This window comes from Dyella sp. 01N36 (genome assembly GCF_056399745.1).
In genome coordinates this window covers 1-21524 of the sequence record NZ_JBFTRY010000030.1, presented here as the reverse complement: position 1 = coordinate 21524, position 21524 = coordinate 1, and the positions used below count along the sequence as shown (strand labels likewise).

General features: G+C 66.5%; 18 protein-coding genes. 6 read left to right on the top strand and 12 right to left on the bottom strand.

Going from position 1 to position 21524, the window contains the following annotated elements:
- Window positions 1–45: 45 nt before the first annotated feature.
- Complete coding sequence (locus AC1DMG_RS08625) at window positions 46–663, bottom strand: arylesterase (RefSeq protein ID WP_477177951.1); 618 nt, start codon at window positions 661–663, stop codon at window positions 46–48.
- Between AC1DMG_RS08625 and AC1DMG_RS08620 the strand changes: the two genes are divergently transcribed.
- Genes AC1DMG_RS08620 through AC1DMG_RS08610 form a run of 3 tightly spaced genes read left to right on the top strand, consistent with a single transcriptional unit; the run spans window position 662 to window position 5018 of the window.
- Window positions 662–1408 carry an ABC transporter ATP-binding protein gene (locus AC1DMG_RS08620; protein ID WP_477180408.1) on the top strand — a complete coding sequence of 249 codons (747 nt, stop codon included), beginning with the start codon at window positions 662–664 and terminating at the stop codon, window positions 1406–1408. The two genes, AC1DMG_RS08625 and AC1DMG_RS08620, sit on opposite strands and share 2 nt — an antisense overlap.
- Window positions 1409–1421: 13 nt before the next feature.
- Complete coding sequence (locus tag AC1DMG_RS08615) at window positions 1422–3905, top strand: ABC transporter permease (protein ID WP_477177950.1); 2484 nt, start codon at window positions 1422–1424, stop codon at window positions 3903–3905.
- Window positions 3906–5018 (top strand): SLC13 family permease, encoded by a 1113-nt coding sequence (locus AC1DMG_RS08610; RefSeq protein ID WP_477180407.1) that lies wholly within the window; start codon window positions 3906–3908, stop codon window positions 5016–5018.
- 36 nt (window positions 5019–5054) lie between these two features.
- Here the strand turns inward: AC1DMG_RS08610 and AC1DMG_RS08605 are convergent, their stop codons facing one another.
- Window positions 5055–5825: a DUF4097 family beta strand repeat-containing protein gene (locus AC1DMG_RS08605; RefSeq protein WP_477175359.1), complete on the bottom strand. Its 771-nt coding sequence runs from the start codon at window positions 5823–5825 to the stop codon at window positions 5055–5057.
- A 131-nt stretch (window positions 5826–5956) separates the two neighbouring features.
- Between AC1DMG_RS08605 and AC1DMG_RS08600 the strand changes: the two genes are divergently transcribed.
- The gene (locus AC1DMG_RS08600) at window positions 5957–6475 is read left to right on the top strand and encodes a hypothetical protein (RefSeq protein WP_441602527.1); all 519 of its coding nucleotides are present in this window, start codon (window positions 5957–5959) and stop codon (window positions 6473–6475) included.
- Between the two features lie 101 nt (window positions 6476–6576).
- On the opposite strand, the gene mazG is transcribed toward AC1DMG_RS08600, so the two are convergent.
- From mazG to gspN, 6 genes are read right to left on the bottom strand one after another with little or no spacing between them, the layout of a single operon-like run.
- Complete coding sequence (mazG, locus tag AC1DMG_RS08595) at window positions 6577–7392, bottom strand: nucleoside triphosphate pyrophosphohydrolase (RefSeq protein WP_477177948.1); 816 nt, start codon at window positions 7390–7392, stop codon at window positions 6577–6579.
- Complete coding sequence (cysQ, locus tag AC1DMG_RS08590; protein WP_477177947.1) at window positions 7389–8216, bottom strand: 3'(2'),5'-bisphosphate nucleotidase CysQ; 828 nt, start codon at window positions 8214–8216, stop codon at window positions 7389–7391. Before cysQ ends, mazG begins: the two co-directional genes overlap by 4 nt.
- Window positions 8213–8770: an ADP compounds hydrolase NudE gene (gene nudE / locus AC1DMG_RS08585; RefSeq protein ID WP_121878143.1), complete on the bottom strand. Its 558-nt coding sequence runs from the start codon at window positions 8768–8770 to the stop codon at window positions 8213–8215. The genes cysQ and nudE overlap by 4 nt, the downstream gene beginning before the upstream one ends.
- 19 nt (window positions 8771–8789) lie before the next feature.
- Window positions 8790–9134 carry a hypothetical protein gene (locus AC1DMG_RS08580; RefSeq protein ID WP_441602524.1) on the bottom strand — a complete coding sequence of 115 codons (345 nt, stop codon included), beginning with the start codon at window positions 9132–9134 and terminating at the stop codon, window positions 8790–8792.
- 9 nt (window positions 9135–9143) lie between these two features.
- Complete coding sequence (locus tag AC1DMG_RS08575; protein ID WP_477177946.1) at window positions 9144–9926, bottom strand: inositol monophosphatase family protein; 783 nt, start codon at window positions 9924–9926, stop codon at window positions 9144–9146.
- Window positions 9923–10708, bottom strand: coding sequence for a type II secretion system protein N (gene gspN / locus AC1DMG_RS08570; protein ID WP_441602522.1), 786 nt, complete (start codon window positions 10706–10708; stop codon window positions 9923–9925). The genes AC1DMG_RS08575 and gspN overlap by 4 nt, the downstream gene beginning before the upstream one ends.
- Window positions 10709–10769: 61 nt before the next feature.
- On the opposite strand from gspN, the gene AC1DMG_RS08565 reads away from it, so the two are divergent.
- Window positions 10770–12128 (top strand): adenosylmethionine--8-amino-7-oxononanoate transaminase, encoded by a 1359-nt coding sequence (locus tag AC1DMG_RS08565; RefSeq protein ID WP_477177945.1) that lies wholly within the window; start codon window positions 10770–10772, stop codon window positions 12126–12128.
- Here AC1DMG_RS08565 and AC1DMG_RS08560 read toward each other — a convergent pair.
- Window positions 12125–12451 carry a hypothetical protein gene (locus tag AC1DMG_RS08560; protein WP_441602520.1) on the bottom strand — a complete coding sequence of 109 codons (327 nt, stop codon included), beginning with the start codon at window positions 12449–12451 and terminating at the stop codon, window positions 12125–12127. The two genes, AC1DMG_RS08565 and AC1DMG_RS08560, sit on opposite strands and share 4 nt — an antisense overlap.
- A gap of 163 nt (window positions 12452–12614) precedes the next feature.
- Between AC1DMG_RS08560 and AC1DMG_RS08555 the strand changes: the two genes are divergently transcribed.
- Complete coding sequence (locus AC1DMG_RS08555) at window positions 12615–13349, top strand: 16S rRNA (uracil(1498)-N(3))-methyltransferase (protein WP_477177944.1); 735 nt, start codon at window positions 12615–12617, stop codon at window positions 13347–13349.
- Between the two features lie 66 nt (window positions 13350–13415).
- On the opposite strand, the gene AC1DMG_RS08550 is transcribed toward AC1DMG_RS08555, so the two are convergent.
- From AC1DMG_RS08550 to AC1DMG_RS08540, 3 genes are all read right to left on the bottom strand, one after another.
- Entirely contained in the window at window positions 13416–13892 is a 477-nt protein-coding gene (locus AC1DMG_RS08550; RefSeq protein ID WP_441602518.1) for a chemotaxis protein CheW, read from the bottom strand.
- Window positions 13889–15766, bottom strand: coding sequence for a chemotaxis protein CheB (locus tag AC1DMG_RS08545; protein WP_477177943.1), 1878 nt, complete (start codon window positions 15764–15766; stop codon window positions 13889–13891). Before AC1DMG_RS08545 ends, AC1DMG_RS08550 begins: the two co-directional genes overlap by 4 nt.
- Window positions 15759–21524, bottom strand: a 5766-nt coding sequence (locus tag AC1DMG_RS08540) for an Hpt domain-containing protein (protein WP_477180406.1), incomplete at its 5' end; no start/stop codon positions are given. The genes AC1DMG_RS08545 and AC1DMG_RS08540, both read right to left, overlap by 8 nt.

Sequence of the window (21524 nt, the reverse complement as noted above, 5' to 3'; positions counted from 1 at the left end):
AAAGAACAGGGCCCCGGTTCACACGCGGTTGTGATTATCCTCACGCTAACGCAACAGTGGCGCCAGTCCCTTCCACACGTTGTCGAGCACCATCGGCTCGCCGGCCGCCACCGGATGCAGCCCGTCGTCCTGCATCAGCTCGGGCTTGAGCGCCACGCCGTCGAGCAGGAACGGCACCAGGGCCGTGCTTTTGGTCTTGGCCAGCTCCGCGTAGATGGCGCGCAGGCCGTTGCGGTATTGCGGGCCGTAGTTCACCGGCAGCTCGATGCCCAGCAGGAGCACGCGCGCATGCGCCTGCTGGCCGGCCTCGATCATGGCCGCGAGGTTGTCCCTGAGCTGGGCCAGCGGCAGGCCGCGCAGGCCGTCATTGGCGCCAAGCTCGATCACCAGCACCGCGGGCTTGGTCTTCTCCAGCAAAGCGGCAAGACGATTTCGACCACTCAATGACGTTTCGCCACTGATGCTGGCATTGACCACGGTCCAACCCGGCTCCATCTTGGTGAGACGGTCGCCGAGCAAATGGACCCAGCCGGCCTCGACCGGAATGTTGTGTGCAGCGGACAGCGAGTCGCCCAGCACGAGTACGGTTTTCGGCGGGGCCGCCTGGGCGGTGCCGACGACGGCACCCCACAGCACGACCAGGCAACATAGGAAACGACGCATGAGTGGTAATGCCTCCGCTTTATCCAAGAGTCCATCAACGGACTCCAAGGGTGTCCTGCTGGACGCGATCGATGTTAGCAAGTCGGTGCAAGGCCCTGAGGGCCGCCTCGATATCCTCACCGGTGTGTCGCTGCAGGTACGCGAAGGCGAGAGCTTTGCCATCGTCGGCGCCTCGGGCTCGGGCAAGACCACCCTGCTCGGCCTGTTGGCCGGCCTGGATACGGCATCGAGCGGCCAGATCGCGCTCGACGGTCATGCGCTCGAGCGCATGGATGAAGAAGCCCGCGCGGATATCCGCCGCCGGCTGGTCGGCTTCGTGTTCCAGTCGTTCCACCTGTTGCCCGCGCTGACCGCCGAAGAAAACGTGATGCTGCCGCTGGAGCTGGAAGGACGCGACGACGCCCGCGCCCGCGCCCGCGAAGCGCTGGAGRCCGTCGAGTTGAGCGCCCGCCGGCGTCACTATCCGGCCCAGCTCTCGGGCGGCGAACAGCAACGCGTGGCGATCGCACGCGCCTTCGTGAACAGCCCGCGCCTGTTGTTTGCCGATGAACCCACCGGCAATCTCGATCAACGCACCGGGCAACACGTCTGCGATCTGCTGTTCTCGCTCAACCACGATCACCAGACCACCCTGGTGCTGGTCACGCACGATCCCAAGCTCGCCGCCCGTTGCTCGCGCCAGGTGACGCTGGACAGCGGTCGCGTTTTGGTGACGCCACGCGCGCCAGCCGCGGTGGCGCCATGAGGGGTCAGTACGCATGAGGCTGCTCACACTCTCCCTGCGCAGCCTGCGTCGCGAATGGCATTTGCCCGAGCTGCGCACCCTGGGCGCATCGCTGGTGCTGGCCGTGGTCGCGTTGGGCGTAGTCGCCACGCTGGCCGCACGCATGGAACGTGGCGTACTGGCCAGCGCAGCGGAACTGATCGGTGGCGACGTCGGCATCAGCGCGCCTCAGGCGCTCCCGGCAAACTATGCGGAGCAGGCGCGCGAGCGCGGCCTGCAGGCCACCCGTGGCGCCAGCTTTCCCAGCGTCGCGTTCGCGCATGAGCAAAGCCAGCTGCTCGACGTGCTCGCCACCGACAGCGCTTATCCGCTGCGCGGCACGATGGAACTGTCGCAAGGGTCCGGCGGCACCGTGGCCGGTCACGGGCCGGCGGCGGGCACGGTTTATTTCGATCATCGCGCCCTGGTCGCGCTCGGCCTGAAGGTGGGCGACAGCGTGCAGTTGGGCGGGCGCGACCTGCGCATTGCCGCGGAATTGGTGCGCCTGCCAGATGGCGGCGAACTGGTCGCCATGGCACCGCGCGCCCTGATGAACATCGGTGATGCGGAACAAGCCGGCCTGCTCGCCGTGGGCAGCCGCGCGCGTCACCGCCTGCTGGTCGCCGGGCAGCCCTCGCCGGTGCAGGACTGGCGCTCGTGGGTGCAGGCACAATCCCTGCCGCAGGGCGCGGAGCTGATCACACCGGAGCAGACGCAGGAGCGCATGCGCAGCGCGTTCGACCGCGCCAGCGCCTTCCTGCGCCTCACGGCATTGCTGTCCGCATTGCTGGCCGGTGTGGCGATCGCCCTCGCCGCACAGCGCTATGCGCGCCGCAAGACCAACGAAGTGGCCCTGCTGCGCGCGCTCGGCACGCCACGGAGACAGGTGCTGGGCCTGCTGATCGGAACGCTCGGCCTGCTCGCCGTGCCCTCGGTGATCGTGGGCGGCCTGCTCGCGCTTGGCCTGGCGCAGATCACCTGGAGTTTTGCCAGCCAGCTGTTTTCCGCCATTCCGACCACGCTGCCCCTGGGACCTGCGGTGGCCGCGGCGGTGATGGGCCTGGCCGTACTCGCCGGATTTGCCTTGCCCCCGCTGGCACGACTCGCCGAGGTACCGCCGGTCGCCGTGTTCCGCGAAAGCGCGGCGCGCCGCGTGCGGCGTTTCGATGCGCTGTATCTGGTGCCGGCCTTGGTGGCATTGCTGCTGATCTGGAGCCAGAGCGGCTCGGCCAAGCTCGCGGGCATTCTTGCGGTCAGCCTGCTGGGCGTGGCCGTGGTTGCTGCCCTGCTTTCGGCCTTGCTGCTGTGGGTTGCCCGTCGCGTGGCGCCCGGTGCGCATCCTGCCTTGCGGCTGGGCCTGGCCGCACTGGCCCGACGTCGCGGCATGAGCCTGTTGCAGGCGACGGCGCTGAGCCTGGGTCTCGTCGCGCTATTGTTGCTGGCCATCGTGGCGCCGGCACTGCTCGAAGGCTGGCGTCGCGAATTGCCGGCTGACACACCCAACTGGTTCGTGCTCAATCTCCAGGACGATCAGCGCGAGGGCTTCCAACAGGCGCTGGCGCGCATCGGCGGCGAGCGGCTCAACATGTTGCCGCTCGCGGTGGGCAAGCTCACCGCGATCAATGGCCAGCCGATCGACCAGTTGCACTTCAAGGACGAGCGCGCCAAGGACTGGTCCGACCGCCAGCTTCGCCTGTCATGGGCCGCCGACCTGCCGCCGAGCAATGAAGTGATTGCCGGCCAGTGGCATGGCGATCATCCCGCGCAGGCCGAGGTGTCCATCGACACCATGTGGCGCGACATGTATGGCCTGAAGGTCGGCGACATGATGCGTTTCAACGTGGGCGAAGGGAGCATCGATGCGCGCGTGGGCAGCATCCGCAAGGTGGACTGGACCTCGTTCCGGGTGAATTTCTTCCTGGTGTTCGATCCCGCGCATGCAGCGTCCCTGCCGCACACCTGGATCGCCAGCTTCTACCTGCCGCGTGGCCATGCGGAATCGCTGGCGCAGCTGTCGCGCGATTACAGCAACCTCAGCCTGATCGACGTGGATGCGATGCTCGATCGCGTGCGAGAGATCGTGAATCAGGTGAGCGGCGCAGTCCGCTGGGTGCTGGGCTTCAGCCTGCTCGCCGGTGCGCTGGTACTCGCTGCCGCGCTTGCGTCCAGCGCGCAGGAGCGCCGCCATGAAGCGGCCTTGCTGCGCACCCTGGGCGCGCGCCGCACGCAGCTGCGCATGGCGGCCGCGTGCGAGTTTGCCCTGCTCGGCCTGGTGGCCGGACTCACCGCGGCATTCGGCGCCGCGGGCACCGGGCTGTGGCTTGGCCATGCGATCTTCCACATCGAGCACTTCGTGCCACCGCTGGGCTCGCTGCTGCTGGCCGCCCTAGTGGCGGCCGTCGTGGTGATGCTGCTGGGACTGGCCGGTACGGCGCGCGTCAGTCGCACCTCGCCGATGCGTTTGCTAAGGGAAAGCTGAGTGCCAGGCTGGATCAAACGTCTCGGGCACGAACGCCTGCTGATCGCCTTTGCGCTGCTGGCGATCGTGCTTGCCATCATCGATCCACGTCCCTTGGCCAACTATCAGCGCTGRCTGCAACTGCCCACGCTGGCCGGCCTGCTGGGCCTGATGATCTGCATCCAGGGCATCCGCGACAGCGGGCTGGTGCAGCACGCGGCGGCGGCTCTGATCGAGCGGGTGCACTCGCTGCGCGGCCTGGGGGTGTTGCTGGTGAGCACCACGGCCTTGCTGTCGATGGTGCTTACCAACGACGTGAGCCTGTTTTTGCTGGTGCCGCTGACTCTGGCGATCGGCAGCATCTCGAACCTGCCGGTGATGCGCACGGTGGTGCTCGAAGCGCTCGCCGTGAATGCAGGCTCCACGCTCAGCCCCATCGGCAATCCGCAGAACCTCTTGCTTTGGCAGTACACCCACCTGCCCTTGCTTGAGTTCATGCGCGCGATGCTGCCGGCGTTCGGCGTGATGTTTGTACTCGTGCTGTTGCTGACGCTGGTGTGGATGCCGCGCGGCCGCGTGATTCTGCACGCAGAGGATATCGATGGCCATCCGGTGTCGAGCTCCCAGGCCATCCTGTCGGTGCTCGCCTTGGTCAGCATGGTCGCGATGATGGAACACAACCATGCCGTGCTCGGCGCACTGCTGCTCATTGTGCCTTTTGCCTTGCTGGAGTTCGGCACGCTGCGCCGCATCGATTGGCTGCTGCTGGTGACCTTCGCTGCGATCTTCCTGGGCCTGGGCCATTTCGCCGAACTGGCGTCGGTACAGCGCGCGCTGGCGAGCATCAATCTGGAAAATCCACTCACGCTCTATGCAAGCGGCATTCTTGCATCGCAGGTCATCAGCAATGTGCCGGCCACCGTGCTGCTGTTGCGCCACGCACCCGATCCCATGGCGCTGGCCGTGGCGGTCAATGTCGGCGGCTTCGGCGTGGCCATCGGGTCGCTGGCCAATCTGATTGCCTTGCGCCTGGCGAAGCAGCCGCACGGTATGCGGCGGCTGCACATGGTGTCGATACCGTTCCTGCTGGTATGCGCACCGCTCGTCTATCTGGTGATGCGCTGGCCGGGTTGACCCGGCCAGCGCCTGAGTCGTTCGAGATCTGACGAATCAGTCGTCGCGGTCGCGCGGCACGCTCACCTTGCCCTTGATGCCGGAGTGGCTCACGTCGCCGCTACCCTTGGCGCCGAGCGTGAAGTCGCCCTGCACGTCGTGCACCACCAGGTCGCCGGAGCCGAGCGTATCGACGCGCACGCTGCCACCCACGCTGCGAATGCCGATGTCGCCCGAGCCGATGCTGCCCACGCGGGCATCGCCGCGCACGCCGCTGATCTTGAGGTCGCCAGAGCCGACCGAGCCCACATCCAAGCTGCCCACATCGTTCACATCGATGTCGCCCGAGCCGACGCTCAGGGCAAACGGGCCGGAAATCTTGCTGACGTGCACATCACCGGAACCGACCTGGGTGCTCAGGCGCTGCAGTCCGCTGACCCATGCATCGCCCGAACCCACGTTGAGCACCACCGGGATCTGCGACGGCACCTGCATATCCAGTTTCAGGTCGGTGTACGTGTAACCAAACGAGATGTGGCTGTGCTCATGGCCGCCCACTTCCACGATCAGGCGATCGCCCTCGCGATGCTGCGTCACGGTGAGATCGTCCAGCAGCTTCGGATCGGAGGCGCAGGCGCGGCCGGTGACCGTGCCGCCCTTGGCGCCATCGCTGCCGCTCAGGTGCAGGTCGTGACTGCGCAGTTCCACCTGAACTTCGCGCACGCCGGCAAGGTCGAGCGTGAGATTTCGCGGGGCCGAGTACTGGCACTGGTCGGCATAGGAAGCCAGCGGTGCCAGCAGCAGGACGGCGAGGATAAGGCGGCGCATGAGGTGCTCCTTGTTGACGGGACAAGGCTTGGATGGCGGCCCGCGGGAAAAGGTTTATAGGCGGGGCGTCAACGCGTGCCGGCCACCAACGTTTTTGGAGACTTCACGAACCGACGTGGGGACCCACTGCCATGCAACGCAAGACACTGCTCGCCTCCGCACTCGCCCTGACGGTTGCCGTTGTGGCCTCGCTGGCCATGGCCCAGGACGCCCCCTCGGCACCGCCCGCCAAGGGCCCCGCCGGCAAGGCCGCGCCGATGGCGCATGACGCCATGCCGGGCCCCATGGGCGGTCCTGAAGTTGGCGGTTTTGGCCACCCCGGGTTCGGCCGGCCCGACATGGCCGGTCCGGAAGCGCCGGTGATTGGCGACCTCGTCGCGCTGGAACACCTGTACCGCGAAAGCGGCCGCAGCAAGGAACTGCCCGCGCTCTACAACGACGTGCTGTCCAAGTCGCAGGACCCGCGCGTGCGCACCTACGTGTATCACCAGCTCGCCCGCCTGCAGGCGGCGCCGGCCAATACCGATCAGGCGATCGCTACGCTGCGCAAGAGTCTCGATGAGAACCTCGCCAACGAAGCGAAGATGCGCGCGCAAATGGACAAGCTGCGCAGCCAGTGGGAACAGCGCAGCAATCAGCCGAAGTCTTAAAGCATAAGAAGAAAAGCGGCACTGCCGGTAGGCAGCGCCATGCCCTGAGGCACGGGAACCCCAGAGCCCGTGCCTCCTTTTTTTTGCAGGCCCGACGGGCGTCAGGCGGGCGTGTCGTCCAAACGCTTGGCGCGTTGCCACAACGCTTCCTGCGCCGGGAGATCGTGCTCGGCCAGGCGTTTGCCATCTCCGTTTGCCAGCTGCTCCATGGCGCGGAAGCGACGTTCGAACTTGGCATTGGCGTGGCGCAGTGCCTGCGAAAAATCCACGTCGGCGTGGCGCGCCAGATTCACCATCACGAACAAGACATCGCCAATTTCATCCTGCAGGCGCTGACGGTCGCGGCCGTTGGCGAACTCGGCACGCACTTCGTCCACTTCTTCGAGCAGCTTGTCCAGCACGGGCTGCTCGTCCGGCCAATCGAAACCGACCTTGGCGGCGCGCTCCTGCAATTTCAGTGCACGCTTCCACTCGGGCAGTCCGCGCGACACGCCGGCCAGCGCGCTGTCGTCATGCTGTTCGCCCTTGGCGGCGCGCTCGGCGGCCTTGATGTCTTCCCAGCCCTGCTTTTGCGCGTCGAGATCGTCGTAGCTCTCATCGCCGAACACGTGCGGATGACGACGCAGCATCTTGTCGCTGATGGCGTGGGCCACGTCAGCAAATTCGAACAGGCCCGCTTCCCGCGCCATCTGCGCATGGAACACGACCTGCAGCAGCAGATCGCCGAGTTCGTCGCGCAGATCGGGCCAATCCTTGCGATCGATGGCGTCGGCGACTTCGTAGGCTTCTTCGATGGTGTACGGCGCGATCGTGGCGAAATCCTGCTGCACATCCCAGGGGCAGCCGTTCCGCGGGTCGCGCAGGCGCGCCATGATGGCGAGCAGGTCGTCCATGCTGTGCTGCCTGGATTCGCTCATAAGGCTTCCAGATCGGCCGACTGCAGGCGCCCCTTCCAATCGATGGCGGCGTCGCCCACGGCGATGAATTCGGGGTTGATCAGCGAATCGCCGCGGTTGTAACGCAGCGGCTCGCCGTTGAGGTCGAGCACGGCGCCGCCGGCTTCTTCCAGCACGCTTTGCGCAGCAGCGGTATCCCACTCGCTGGTGGCGCCGCGGCGCAGATAGACGTCCGCATCGCCACGCGCCACCAGGCAGAACTTGAGCGATGAACCCAGCGGCACCGAGGTGTAGTCATCGCCGATAAGCTGTTGCAGCAAGGCCACGGCCGAGCCGCCGTGCGAGCGGCTGCCGGCGACCGTTGCCAGTTCGGGCAGGCCGCGCGTGCCGATGCGCTGCCAGTCGGCGCCGGCTTGGCGCTGCAGCCACGCCCCTTCGCCGCGGGCAGCGGCGTAGAGCTCGCCCGTCACCGGCGCCAGCACCACGCCGAGTACGGGCTGGTGATTTTCGATCAGCGCGATGTTCACCGCGAACTCGCCATTGCGCTTGATGAACTCGCGCGTGCCATCCAGCGGGTCGACCAGCCAGTAACGTGGCCATTCGCGCCGCTGCGACCATGGGGCCGCCCGTGCCTCTTCGGAAATGACCGGCAGCACGCCATCCAGGCTGGCGAGGCCGGCAGTGATCACGCGCTGGGCAGCGAGATCGGCGGCGGTCACGGGCGAGTGATCCTGTTTGCGCTCGACTTCGAAATCCTGGCCGTAGACGACCAGGATCGCGTCAGCCGCATCGCGGGCGATCGCTGCGATCTGCTGCAGCAACGTGGAGAACGGTACGTCGGTCATGTCGGCTGAAACCGGCCGGCGAGGTATTCGCGAGCCATGAAGAGTGCGGCAATGGAACGGCCTTCGGTGACATCGTCGCGAGCCACCAGCGTGTGCAGGTCGGCCAGCTTCCACGGCACCACTTCGAGTTCTTCGGGCTCGTCGCCTTCCAGACGCTCCGGATAGAGATCCTGCGCGAGCACCACGTGCGCCATATGCGTCATGTACGACGGCGACAACGACAGGTTGTGCAGGATCTTCAGCTTGTGCGCGCCATAGCCGATCTCTTCCTTGAGCTCGCGATCGGCGCCCTGCTCCACCGTTTCGTCGCGGTCCAGGCGCCCTTTGGGCAGGCCTAGTTCGTAACGGCCGACGCCGGCACCGTACTCGCGGATCAGCAGCACGGTCTCGTCGTCGATCATCGGCACGATGATGACGGCGCCCAACCCGCTGCCCTTCAGGCGTTCGTAGGTGCGGCGTTCACCGTTGGAGAATTCGAGATCGAGCTGCTCGACGCGTAGAAAACTGCTGTCGTGCACGTCCCGGGTGGCATGGATGATCGGTGGCTTGTGCATCGGGCGATTGTAGCGCGGCTCAGCGACTGGCCGCCGCAACCTGCTTGCGGCCATCAAAAGCGGCCCAGATCAGCAAGCCGAACGCGATCGCGTGCAGCAGGCTGCCAAGCACCGACCAGATCATCAGGACGCCCCGGACGCTGGCCATCGTCCCCTGCGCCGTCGCATGGGGCAGATACCAGCCATACATGCCCGCATTGGCCAACGTGATCAGTACCTGCAGCGCGCAGGCCACCAGCATCAGCAGCGCCGACTTGCGCGCGGTCGGCCACAGCACGGCGGCCAGACCGATGCCCACGACCGCCGCGATGAACATCGGGCTGTTGCCAAGAATCCATGCATAGATGGGAGCGAGACCTTCCATGAGCGTTCCTCAGTGCGGGAGTGCAAGACGGGAGAGCGCCTGGGCATGAATTGCCGGCGTACCGGCAAGCACGCTCGTCGTGTCGAGCGAGAGCGCGTGGCCGTGGATATCGGTAAACACGCCGCCTGCTTCGCGCACGATGACGGCGAGCGCGGCCACGTCGAGAATGTTCACATCGGACTCGATGACCAGATCCAGTCCCCCTCGCGCCAGCAGGTGGTAGTGGCAGAAATCGCCATAGCCGCGGATGCGATTGCTGTCGGCGATCATGGCGCCCAGCGCTTGCCAGCGTGCATCTCTGGTCAGCGTCTTGATGTTGCCGGTGGAAAGCGATGCCTGCGCCATCGCCTGGGTCGGGGCCACCTGCACGCGCTCGCCGTCGAACCAGCTGCCGCCGCCTGCGCTGGCCCACATGACCTCGCCGTAGACAGGCGCGCTGGATACGCCCAGCACCAGCTCGCCGCGATGCATGAGTGCGATCTGGGTGGAGAAAAATGGCGTTCGACGCACGAAGCTCTTGGTGCCATCCAGCGGATCGACCAGCCACAGCAGCTCGGAGCTGTGGTCGTCGCGGCCGAATTCCTCGCCGTAGATGGAGGCTTGCGGCAGCGCTTTCTGCAGGATCTCGCGTATCGCCAGTTCCGCTTCGCGATCGGCCACGGTGACCGGCGTGTCGTCGCTCTTGAGTTCCACTGCCACGCCCTTGCGCCAGTAGTGCCGAAGCACCAGCGCGGCTGCCTCGGCGGCTTCGCGTGCGGCGGCGAGCGCCTTGGGCAGATCCAGTTCGCTCATCGTTGTTCCCCATGGATGGCGGCGGCCAGACCGCCACTGTAATGGATGTGCGTGACGCCATCGGCATCGACCGCGCCAAAACCGGCCAGCCAGCGCTGTAGCGTGGGATGACTGCCGCGCGGCGCCGCGACGGCGTCGAAGCGACGCGCCAGAGGGCTCAATTGCAAATGGCCATCGACGCGCAGCGGACCATGGCCGTCGTCCTGCACGGGGCCGTCGATAACGCCATTCGCTGCGCGCAGCTCGGCATGCACACTGCCCAGGCGTAGATCTCCCTGGCGCGGCATGCTCAACACAGCATCCCGCCACTCCACCTGCGTATCCATTGACCAGGGCCACCCGCCACGCAATTCGATGCTGCCCGCGGCAACCCGCAGCGTGCCTCGCGGCAACCCTCCCAATACCAAAGGACCGCCGCCTAGTACGTCGAGATCGATGCGCATTTGGACGTCCGTCCAGGTGGCCTCGGTGGCGCGGCTGCCGGTCATCGTGCCCACGACATCGACACGGGGACCATGCAGTTCCACATGCAGGCGGTTGTCGCCCAGCAGTACAGCGCGCGACAACTGCCATTGCAGCGTGCCCAGGTTCTCGCCCCGCGCCGACAGCACCTTGCCCGCCTTGCCGTCCCATAGCAGGCCGCTGACCTGCTGCAGGCGCACGCCGTTCAGGCGGGCATCCAGCCAGGGCATGGCCCAGCGTGCCGGCAGGAACCACAGCAGCGCAAAAGCGGCGATCAGTAAGGCCAACAGGCCCGTGAGTGCAGTACGCCAGACCTTCAAATCGGCTCCCTGGTGGACGCAAGACTTGAGCAGGCACGCTCGAAACGCCGATCATAGCCGGATGAACACTCTCCCCGCTGCCGACGCGCTGGTGCGTCGGGACCTGAGCCTGCTATGGCATCCCTGCACGCAGATGCACGATCACCAGACGGTGCCGATGGTGCCCATCGCCCGCGGCGAGGGCGCCTGGCTGATCGATACGAGCGGCCGGCGATACCTCGATGGCATCAGCTCGTGGTGGACCAACCTGTTCGGCCACGCCAATCCGCGCCTGGCAGCGGCCCTGGCTGATCAGGCCAAGACCCTGGAGCATGTGATTTTTGCTGGATTCACGCACGAGCCCGCCGTCGCGCTCGCCGAAGCCCTGGTGCGCGTGACGCCGCCGGGCCTGGATCGCGTGTTCTATGCCGACAATGGTTCGGCCGCCATCGAAGTGGCGCTGAAGATGAGCTTCCACTACTGGCTCAACCAGGGGCACGGCGAAAAGACGCGTTTCATCGCCTTGACCGGCAGCTATCACGGCGAGACGCTGGGTGCGTTGTCCGTCAGCGACGTGGCGCTCTATCGCAAGACGTACGCGCCCTTGCTGCTCACGCCCATCCTCGCGCCTTCGGCCGATACGTATGAGGCGTTGCCAGGCGAGAGTCCCGGTGACGTCGCCAAACGTCGTCTCGATGAACTGCGTCAGCTGCTGGAGCAGCACGCGCACGAAGTGTGTGCGGTCATCGTGGAACCGCTGGTGCAATGCGCCGGTGGCATGCGCATGTATCACCCGGACTATCTCGCGGGATTGCGTCGCCTGTGCGACGAATACGACGTGCATTTCATCGCCGATGAAATTGCCGTGGGCTTCGGTCGCACGGGCACGCTGTTCGCGTGCGAACAGGCCAGCGTGTCGCCGGACTTCATGTGCCTTTCCAAGGGACTTACCGGCGGATTCCTGCCGTTGTCCGCGGTGCTGACGACCACCAGGGTGTACGAGGCGTTCTACGCCGAGTACAGCGCAGGCAAGGCATTTCTTCACTCGCACAGCTATACCGGCAATCCGCTTGCCTGCCGCGTGGCGCTGGAAACGTTGAGGATCTTCGACGACGAACCGGTGCTGGAACGAAACCGCGTGCTGGCATCGCACTTGCGCAAGCGCCTGGCCCCGCTACGCGAGCACCCGAACGTGGCCGACGTGCGCCAGACCGGCATGATCGCCGCCGTGGAATTGGTGGCGGACAAAGCCAGACGCACGCCGTTCCCCTCTTCGGAACGGCGCGGGCTGCGCGTCTACCTGCATGGACTCGAGCACGAAGCGCTGCTGCGCCCGCTGGGCGACATCATCTATTTCATGCCGCCTTACGTGGTCAGTACCGACGAGATCGATCATCTCGTCGATACCGCCGTGGCAGGCATCGAGCGTGCCGTGGCTTAGTGACCGCCGGTCACCGTGATGCTCGGATCCAGCTGCTGCAATGCCGGACCCAGCGTAGGCTGACCGGTGTTGCGGATGTCCTGGTAGCTGTAGCTGCGGCCGGCCACCGGCAGACAGGTACCCGGCTTGGCAGGAATCAGGCTGCCAGTGCTCTGGATGCAGTTGCGGTCGCCCGGTTGCGGGGGCTTCTTGGACGCAGACTGGTCAGCCATGCCTTGCTGGCTCGTCTGCACCGTGGCACCCGCGACCGCCGAGGTCTGCGCCATCGCGAGCGGGGTCGTACCCAGCGCCATGGCTAGTACGAGTAGGGATTTGCTGACCATGATCCACCTCCGGGGAATGAGGGATGACCTACATGCTGCGCCGGCTCCAGCCGGCAGGCAAATGTCCCTGGCGCGGCATCTCCCGTGCATTCAGGTAGTCGGGCGCAAGGCGCATAAGACGGTGTCCGCTATGCTTTACGTTTCCTCCCTTCCCTAACGTCTCATGCGCACGATCCGCATACATGTCGACCTGCCGCTGGCCGTGGGCCTGGAACTGGGTCTGCCGGCCCAGGCGGGCGAGCACGTGGCTCGCGTGCTGCGCCTTACGGCCGGCTCGCCCATCACCCTCTTCAACGGCGATGGCGTGGACTACCCCGCAGTGATCCAGGCCGTCGGCAAGCGCGATGTCATCGTCCGCGTGGAAGCGGCCCAGCCGGTCGGCAATGAGTCGCCGCTCCCGCTGACCCTGGCCCAGGGCGTGGCCCGGGGCGAAAAGATGGATCTGATCGTGCAGAAGGCGACCGAACTTGGGGTGACGCACATCGTGCCGTTGCTGACCGAACGCTCGGAAGTGAAGCTCGATCCGGCCCGCGCCGGCAAACGCCTGGCGCATTGGCAGGCCGTCGTCGCCAGCGCCTGTGAGCAGAGCGGCCGTGCCCGCCTGCCTACGGTGCTGCCAGCCATCCCRCTGGAACACTGGCTGCGCGAGCTTCCGCAGGATGGAGCGCTACGCCTGGCCCTGTTGCCCGAGGGTAGCCGGCGCCCGGGAGAACTGCGTTTCACGCCGGCCGGAGGCCTGCTGGTGGTCGGCCCGGAAGGCGGACTTGGCAACCGCGATACGGCTGCATTGACCGAGGCGGGCTTCGAAGGGCTGCGCCTGGGGCCGCGCATCCTGCGCACGGAGACCGCCGGCCTCGCCGCGCTGGCGGCATTGCAGGCCCTGCACGGCGACGTGTAAGCGCAGAAACGAAGACACGCCCATGCAGGGCGTGTCTTCGGGACTCACAAGATCATTGGGGACGCTTCAGCTGGCCGGCTCGAGCAATTCGAGCAGCTCCGCCTCCATGCCTTCCAGATCCGGGATCACGGCAATGTCGTCGCGCACCAGTACCTGTGCCCGCACGCCTGGCGGCAGCGGCGCGCCGTCGTGGGTCGGGATGATCAGCTCCGCATTGAGCGTGGTCAGGCGCGGGAAGCCCTGGGTCACCACGGCAATGAAGGGCAGGTCCGGATGACCRCCCAGCGCCTTCAGCACGGCGACGCGGTAAGACTGTTCGCTGTCGCCCTCGCCGGCTCCCGCCAGCGTGTTGAACGAGACCAGCGGCACGCGCCAGCCGCGCCAGGCGATGCGGCCGAGCAACCACGCGGGCGCCCCTTCCACCGCTTCGGGCGTGGGCATCGTGATCACTTCGGCCACGGTGGCATTGGGCAACAGCAAGCGCAGGTTGCCGACCGGCACCAGGACGCAACGAATTTCACGCGGTAGTGGCAAATCGCTCATCGCCGGCCCTCCATCGACATCTCTTCCACCAGGCGCGCCGCGAGTTCCGCAGGCGTGCCCGAATAACTGTGCAGGCGCTCGGCTTCGATGCCGTGCACCATATCGGCAAACTGGCCGTCAGACGACTCGATCCACACCTGGCCACCACGATCGTGGATCGCCTGGCAGCCGCCGAGTGCATCGTTGGCCTGGCCCGCGAACACGATGGCCTGCGCATTGCGACCAAACACGTTGGCTGCGAGCGTGAAGCTGGCATCGATCGGCGAGCTGCGCACGTCGCTGTTGTCCAGCGACTGCAGTTCCACGCGACCATCGCGATGTATGCGTGCCTGCTGCCCATCGGGCACCACCAGCACCTCGCCGACGCGGGCACGCACGCCCTGCGCGGCAACGCGCACCGGCATTTCGCTATAGCGGGTCAGCGTATCGGATAGTGCCTCGACGGATTTTCCGCCCAGATGCTGGACATGCAGCACGGCCGCGCGCAGGTCGCCGGGCAGCATCGACAGGAACGAACACACCGCCTCGAGACTGTCCGCGGCGGCGCCCAGCACGAGCAGGCGGCCAATCGCGGAATCCAGATCGTCCAGCAGCATTTCATTGCCGCCGTCGTATTCCTTCGGCGCCAGCGCTTCTTCGATCGACACCAGTTCCAGTGTCATGCCCGGCTCGATGATGGATGCGGTTTCTTCGCCGCCTTCCGGCGCCAGGAAATCCGCGGCGCTGAGTTTTTCGACGCCGAAATGGGCGGCCTTGGCCGGCGCCGGTGCAGACGCCGCAGGCGCGGGCGCCTCGCCTTCGTCGAGCAGAGCCCAGGCCGACGCCGCGCCCAGCAAGGATGCGGGCGATTTGTTCTGGCTCTCCGCCGCCGCGACCGACGCCATGAACGATTCGTCGAGCGGCGCCAGGGCTAGATGGTCAAGCTGGAACGAGGGCATGTGGCGAGCAGCGGCATCCTGTGCCGGCGCATCGATCGGTGCATGGCCCTGGGTCGCCAGCGTATCCAGGCCAAAGCTGCCGTCATGCAGCGGCGGCAGTTCGGCGTCGCCGCTGAATTTCAGCCCCGAGCCAAAATCGTGGTCGGCGACCACTTCGCCTTCGAGCGCGCCGAAGTTGCCGTCATGCAGTTCCGGCAGCGGTTCGTCGGCTGAGAACTTCAGGCCCGAACCGAATTCGTCTTCCGCTTCGAACGGCACATCCTTGAGCGCAGCGAAATCGTCCAGGTGCAGCGGTTCGTCGGCGGCATGGAACGACAGCTCCGAACCCGCCTCCGCTTCCACCAAGGCCGGCTCATCGGCGGCGATGAAGGCCTCCAACTCGGCAGCCAGCGATTCGGACTGCTCTTCGGTGGCTTCCACTGCCTGCGGCGTGATCTCGGCTGGGGTGATCTCGGCCAGCGCGACCGGTTCCAGTGCGGCGGCGAAACTGGGCAGCGGCTCCTCCGCCACGACGACCGCCGGAACCTCGACGCTTTCCGCGAATGCTGGCTCGGCCACTTCAGGCACGGCCTGCGCATCCTGCGGACGCGGCGGATCGAGATCGCCCTGCGCCATCACCTTGACGGCGAGGTGGCGCGCCCAACGGGCACGGTCCCAGCCGTTGAGCGAGCGACTGGCGGCGGCATCGTTGAACACCACGCGAGGACGGTCGCCGTCAATCACGTCGTAGAGACGGTCCAGATCCTCGTCGGCGTCTTCATCCAGGTTCACCACCAGCACTTCGGCGCCGGTGCTCGCGAGCATCTGCTTGTCGAGGGTGGACAGCGCCCCTTCGTGCACGATCCTCGCCCCGCGTTCGCGCAACGCTTCACGCAGCTGACCGCCGAGTTCCACGTCATCGAACAACAAGGCCACCGCCGTCGCCGTTTCAGCCATTGAGCGACTCCGTGATGCGCTGTTCGAGCACTTCGCCAATCTGCGCCAGCAACTCGGCTTCCTGATAAGGCTTGCCGAGGTAGCGGTCGACGCCGATGTCGAACGCGCGCTGGCGATGCTTATCGCCGGTACGCGAGGTGATCATGATGATCGGCACATCGCGCAGTCGCGGATCGGACTTCATCTGCGTGGCCAGCTCGTAGCCGTCCATGCGCGGCATTTCGATATCCAGCAGCATCAGATCGGGCACGCGCTCGTGCAGCTTCTCGAGTGCGTCCACACCGTCCTTCGCCGTGGCCACTTCGTACTCGTGGCGTTCCAGCACGCGGCCGGTGACCTTGCGCATGGTGATGGAATCGTCGACCACCATCACCAGCGGGCGCACGCGCTGTTCCTCCACCACCGGCGTCGCCACCGCGGTGAGGCCTTCGTCCAGGCGCTGCAGGCGGCGGGAGATGCCGTGACGGACCAGCGGGGCGAGATCAAGGATGATCAGCACCGAGCCGTCACCCATGATGGTCGCGCCGAGGATGCCCGGCACCGAGCTGATCTGCGGGCCAACCGACTTCACCACGATTTCGCGCGAGCCGATCACGGCATCGATGCGGATCGCGGCACGCAGGTCGCCTGCTCGGGTCAGCAGCAACGGGATCTGCTCGTCGTCGCCCACATGCGTGGTCACCGCGCCCAGCAATTCGGACAGGTGATGGATGTCGAAGCTCTCGCCACCGTACAGGAAGGTCGGCTCCGGCTCGGCCATGCGCTCGGCCAGTTCCGCCGGGCTGATGCGCGCCACGCCCTGCACCGAGGTCATCGGGATGGCGTAGTTGGATTCGCCGATGCGAACCAGGATGGCCTGGGTGACCGCGAGCGTGAAGGGCAGTCGCAGCACGAAGGTCGTGCCCTGGCCTTCCTTCGATTCGATCGACAGCGCACCGCCGAGCTGCTTGATTTCGTTCGCCACCACGTCCATGCCCACGCCGCGACCGGCCAGCTGGGTCACGCTGCTGGCGGTGGAGAAGCCAGGCTGGGTGATGAGGGCAAGCACCTGATCGTCGCTCAGGCGCGTGTCGTTGCGGATCAGGCCACGCTCGATGCCACGCTTGCGGATGGCGTCGCGGTCGAGACCGCGGCCATCGTCGGTCACGCGCACCACCACCTCGGTGGCTTCGCGCGCCACGCGGATGCGCACGGCGCCTTCTTCCGGCTTGCCAGCCTTGCGACGATCCTTGGGCGATTCGATGCCGTGCGCCACAGCGTTACGCAGCATGTGTTCGAACGGCGCCTTGATGCGGTCGAGCAGGTTGCGATCCATTTCGCCGTGGGCGCCTTCCACGTACAGCTGGGCGCCCTTGCCTTCTTCCTGCGCGGCCTGGCGCAGCGTGCGGCGCAGGTTCGGCACCATCGTGTCGAACGGCAGCATGCGCGTGCGCAACAGGCCTTCCTGCAGCTCCGAGCTCACGCGCGACTGCTGGATCAGCAACGTTTCGGCCTGGCGGGTCAGTTCGTCCAGCATGCCCTGGATGGACACAAGGTCGGATACCGACTCGGCCAGCGCACGCGAGTACTGCTGCAGCTGGGAGAAACGATCGAGCTCGAGCGGATCGAATACCGAGATACCGGCTTCGCGATGCTCGCGCTGGAAGCGCGCGATGATCTGCGCTTCCGTTTCGATTTCCATCATGCGCAGCTGGCTGCGCAGACGCTGCACGGTCTGGTCCAGTTCGACCAGGTTGAAGCGGTAGCCGGCCACTTGCTGTTCGAGGCGCGAGCGGTAGATCGCCACCTCGCCTGCATGGTTCACCAGCGTATCGAGCAGTTCGGCGCGGACGCGGATCTGTTCCTGCGGCGTGCTCGGTGCGTCGTCGCGATCTTCCGGCAACAGCTCCGGCAAGAGTTCGGGCAGCGGCTCGGACAACACCACCGGGCGAGCCGGGAACGGCACCACGTTGGGAGCTTCCGGCGCCTCGGCGGGCACCGCCGCCTCGCCTTCGCCGGACATCGCCAGGAAACGGTCGATGAGAGCCTTCGGGTAGGCCACCGCGCGGCCTTGCGAGACCAGTTGCACCAGACCGTGCAGTTTGTCGAAGCCCACTTCCAGCGCGGCAATCAGCTCGCCGATATGCGCCGATTCGGCGTGGATCGGCCGTTCCAGCGCGGTTTCGATGGCGTGCGTGAGATCGCCCACCGGCACCATGCCGGCAATGCGCGCACCGCCCTTGAGCGTGTGCAGGTCGCGCAGGATCTCGCCCAGATGTTCGATCGCACTCGGCTCGGCGCGCCACAAGGCCAGCACGCCGTCGGAGTGATCGAGAATCTCGCGTGCTTCCTCGATGAAGATTTCCAGCAGGTCCGGATCGATCTGGCTGGGCAGCAGTGCGTTCTCGTCGAATTCTTCTTCCGGCGCAGCCTGCGTCGGCGTCGCTTCGACCTCCGCTTCGGGGGCCGCCGCGGCTTCGACCAAGGCCTCTTCTTCGCTCGGCAGTTCCGGCGCATCGAGCACCGGTGCTTCCAGCACGATCTCTTCGATCGGCGTTTCCTCGAGCGTGACGATTTCCTCGACCGGCTCGATGTGTTCGATCACCGGCTCGGCAAGCTGCTCGAGTTCCGGCTCGGTCGACTCGATCTCGACGGACGGCGCCGTCTCCTCGAGCTCAGCTTCCGGCACAGCGACGTGTTCGACCGATGCCTCGGCCTCGTCGGCCACCGGACCGATTTCCAGCGTCTCGGCGTCGTCGAGCAGGTCGGCATAGGCCTTGCTGAAGTCGTCTTCGTCGATCGCCGGCACGTGGGTCGTTACGTGATGCGAGCTTGGCTCGCCCGTCGGCAAGTGGGCATCGAGATCGAACTCGCCCAAGGCCGCGAGCAGTTCGTCGGTGTACTTGTCGGTCTCGGATACGGCCGGCGGCGAGGCCAGCTCGATATGCTCGACCGGCTGCGAGGCGTCGGAGAGCGCTTCGTCCAGCGAGGCACCGAAAGTTGCTTCGTGCGAGGCTTCGGCGGCGTGCAGCGGTGCRTCGTCCGAAACATCGGCAGGGGTTTCGAACAGCACGTGCGCCACTTGCGGCTCGGGCTGGCTGTCGCGCAGCTCCGTGAGGCGATGGATCAGATTGTCCAGATCCGGCAGCTGCGGCGACGGCACGTCGAACTGACCCATGACGTGATCGACTGCATCGGCGCTCTGGCTCAGCAGCATCACGCCTTCCGGCGACAGCGGCAGGCCCGCGGCGCGCAGGCGCTTGAGCAGGCTTTCCAGCGGCGACAACAGCTGCGTCAGCACCGGGATGTCGACCATCGCGATGGCGCCATGCAGCGTGTGGACGGCGCGCAACAGGCTGTCCTCCACGCGCAGTTCGCCGTCGACGCGGTTGATCGCGGTGCGGATGGTGGCCAGGTACTGCGCCACTTCGCTGCGCAGGATTTCCAGCAGCACCGGATCGATCGGCGGCATCACAGGCGCGGCGATGAAGTCATGCACAGGCGCCACCGGCTCGGCCGGCGAGCTTTCGATCCCGGCCAGGCTGGACGCCGGAATGGCTTCGGCGGAGGTGTCCACACGCGGCACGCGACGGCGCACCACGCGTCGCACCGTCTCGGTGCCACTGACGGGAGCAATGTCGGCCAGGCGGGCATCCACCTGACCGGCCGACAGGCGCTCGGAGATTTCCATGATGGCCGTGAGCGGGGCCGTGACCAGGCCATCGCCCGTCAGCGCGGTACGCAGTTGCGGCAAGGCGTCGATGGCGGCGCTGACCACTTCCTGCACGCCCTGGCTCGGCGGGATCGACTGATCCAGCACGCGGTTGAGCATGTTTTCGACCTTCCACGCGAACTCGCCCAGCATGGTCGCGCCGACCAGGCGGCCCGAACCCTTGAGCGTGTGGAAGGAGCGACGGATCGAGGTGAGCGAGTCCAGCTGTTGCGGATCGGCCAGCCAGGTCTTGCGCGCGGCATGCAGGTTGTCGATCTCTTCCTGCATTTCTTCCAGGAAGATGTCGCGGATGTCGTCGTCGATGCCGGCGGTGCTGGACTGGAAGCCCGCTTCGACCGCGGCGTAGCCGGAAACCGTCACTTCCTCGACGATTTCTTCTTCGATTTCGATCCAGTCGTCTTCGCTGGTCTGTACCGGTTCCTGCGGCGTGACGTGCACGGTATCGGCCAGGCGCAGGCCGGTGATCTCCTGCGGCACCGGCTCGGGCGTCTCGCTGTGACCCACGATCAGACCCGACAGGTCTTCACCGTGACCCAGGCTGACGCTTTCGGAAAGTTCCGGCTGGTTGGCGAGCGTGGCGGCAAGTGCGGCGTCCGCGGCGCGTGCGACGTCTGCCGGCGGCTCGTCCAGCTCGTCTTCCGACGGCGCACGGACGGCCGGCGGCGGCCAGTAACCGAGGCTGCTGAGGCTGTGCTCGGCGACATCGAGAATGTGTTCCAGACCGCCACGATGTTCGCGCGCGGCTTCGAGGTAGTACTCGAGGGCGGCGAGTGCGTCGGCGAGGTGATCCATCTGCGCGGTGCTGGGCACGCGGCGGTCGGCGAGCAGCTCGTTGCCGACGAAGCGGCCAATGCCCTCGGCCAGTTCGGCCGGACGCGGCGCGGACAGCATGCGCATCGCACCGGCGACTTCGTCCATCAGCGCGCCGACGTCGGCCAGCTGCGTCGCCTGCCAGCCCGATTCGACATAGGCGACGATGGCGTCCTTCACCTTGCCGGTGTTGGCGGTGGCCTCGTGCATCAGCGTGGCGAGGATGTGGCGCGCTTCGCTGCGCGGCAGCATCGCGGTCGGCATTTCGGCGGCGGTTTCGCCGTCGGCGCCGAGGCTCTCGATGTGATCGTCGAGCGAAGCTTCCACGTAGAGCAGCGCGCCGGCGACGTCGAGCAGCAGCTCTTCGTCCGGCGCACGCACGCGGCTGGCGATTTCTTCCAGCACGCGACGCTGTTCATTGACCACGCGACGCGGCACGCCCAAGGCAAGCATGCCCAGGGTGTCGCCGACGCGTTCGAGCACTTCGGTCTGACTGGACAGCTGACCCGGATCGGCGTCGGTCTGGCGCAGGAACAGATCGAGCGCTTCCTTGACCCGCAGCAGGTCGTCCTTGAGCGCCTTGGCGACGGAGTCCAGCAACGCGCGGTTGTGGCCTGCCATCGAGCCGCGGGCGTGTTCGATCTCGCTTGCCTCGGGCAGCAATGCGTCCAGCGAATAAGTCTGGCGCAGCAGTTCCATGCGCGGGCTGCCCTGACGGACTTGCCCAACCACGTACAGCAGCTTGCGTGCGAGCTCGTCGGCGTCGCCGCCGCGCAGGTTCGCTTCGCCGTGTTCCACCAGCTGGCGAATACTGCGGTCGACCTTGCCGATCAACTGGCGCACTTCGCCGGCCTGGGCCTTGAGTGCACCTTGCTGCACGCCTTCAAGCACGCCGGCCGCAATCCACCACAGGCGACGGCCCGGGATGGTGTGGCAGCGCGCGGTGATGGCGTCCAGCGTCTGGATCATGCCGCCCAGCTGCTGGTCGTTACCCTGACCGCGGAACCACGACAGCAGCTGCTGCTGGAAGCGCAGGCGCAGCGCGGTGACTTCGCTGCGTTGACGCTCCACCAGCAATTCCGCCGGCGGCGTCGGCGCCTGCGCCGGCAACGGGAATTCGAGATTGGGCGTGAACAGCGCCGATTCGTGCAGCGCCTGCTGGCCGCGGCTGGAACGCAGATCGTTGAGCAGCGGCAGCAGCACCACCGGCACGTCGCGATGACCGCCGGACAGGCG

Bases quoted from the DNA above. Each gene is read 5' to 3' on its own strand.
- AC1DMG_RS08625 (WP_477177951.1), bottom strand. From the start codon at position 663: ATGCGTCGTTTCCTATGTTGCCTGGTCGTGCTGTGGGGTGCCGTCGTC.
- AC1DMG_RS08615 (WP_477177950.1), top strand. From the start codon at position 1,422: ATGAGGCTGCTCACACTCTCCCTGCGCAGCCTGCGTCGCGAATGGCAT.
- AC1DMG_RS08605 (WP_477175359.1), bottom strand. From the start codon at position 5,825: ATGCGCCGCCTTATCCTCGCCGTCCTGCTGCTGGCACCGCTGGCTTCC.
- AC1DMG_RS08600 (WP_441602527.1), top strand. From the start codon at position 5,957: ATGCAACGCAAGACACTGCTCGCCTCCGCACTCGCCCTGACGGTTGCC.
- mazG (WP_477177948.1), bottom strand. From the start codon at position 7,392: ATGAGCGAATCCAGGCAGCACAGCATGGACGACCTGCTCGCCATCATG.
- cysQ (WP_477177947.1), bottom strand. From the start codon at position 8,216: ATGACCGACGTACCGTTCTCCACGTTGCTGCAGCAGATCGCAGCGATC.
- nudE (WP_121878143.1), bottom strand. From the start codon at position 8,770: ATGCACAAGCCACCGATCATCCATGCCACCCGGGACGTGCACGACAGC.
- AC1DMG_RS08580 (WP_441602524.1), bottom strand. From the start codon at position 9,134: ATGGAAGGTCTCGCTCCCATCTATGCATGGATTCTTGGCAACAGCCCG.
- AC1DMG_RS08575 (WP_477177946.1), bottom strand. From the start codon at position 9,926: ATGAGCGAACTGGATCTGCCCAAGGCGCTCGCCGCCGCACGCGAAGCC.
- AC1DMG_RS08565 (WP_477177945.1), top strand. From the start codon at position 10,770: ATGAACACTCTCCCCGCTGCCGACGCGCTGGTGCGTCGGGACCTGAGC.
- AC1DMG_RS08560 (WP_441602520.1), bottom strand. From the start codon at position 12,451: ATGGTCAGCAAATCCCTACTCGTACTAGCCATGGCGCTGGGTACGACC.
- AC1DMG_RS08545 (WP_477177943.1), bottom strand. From the start codon at position 15,766: ATGGCTGAAACGGCGACGGCGGTGGCCTTGTTGTTCGATGACGTGGAA.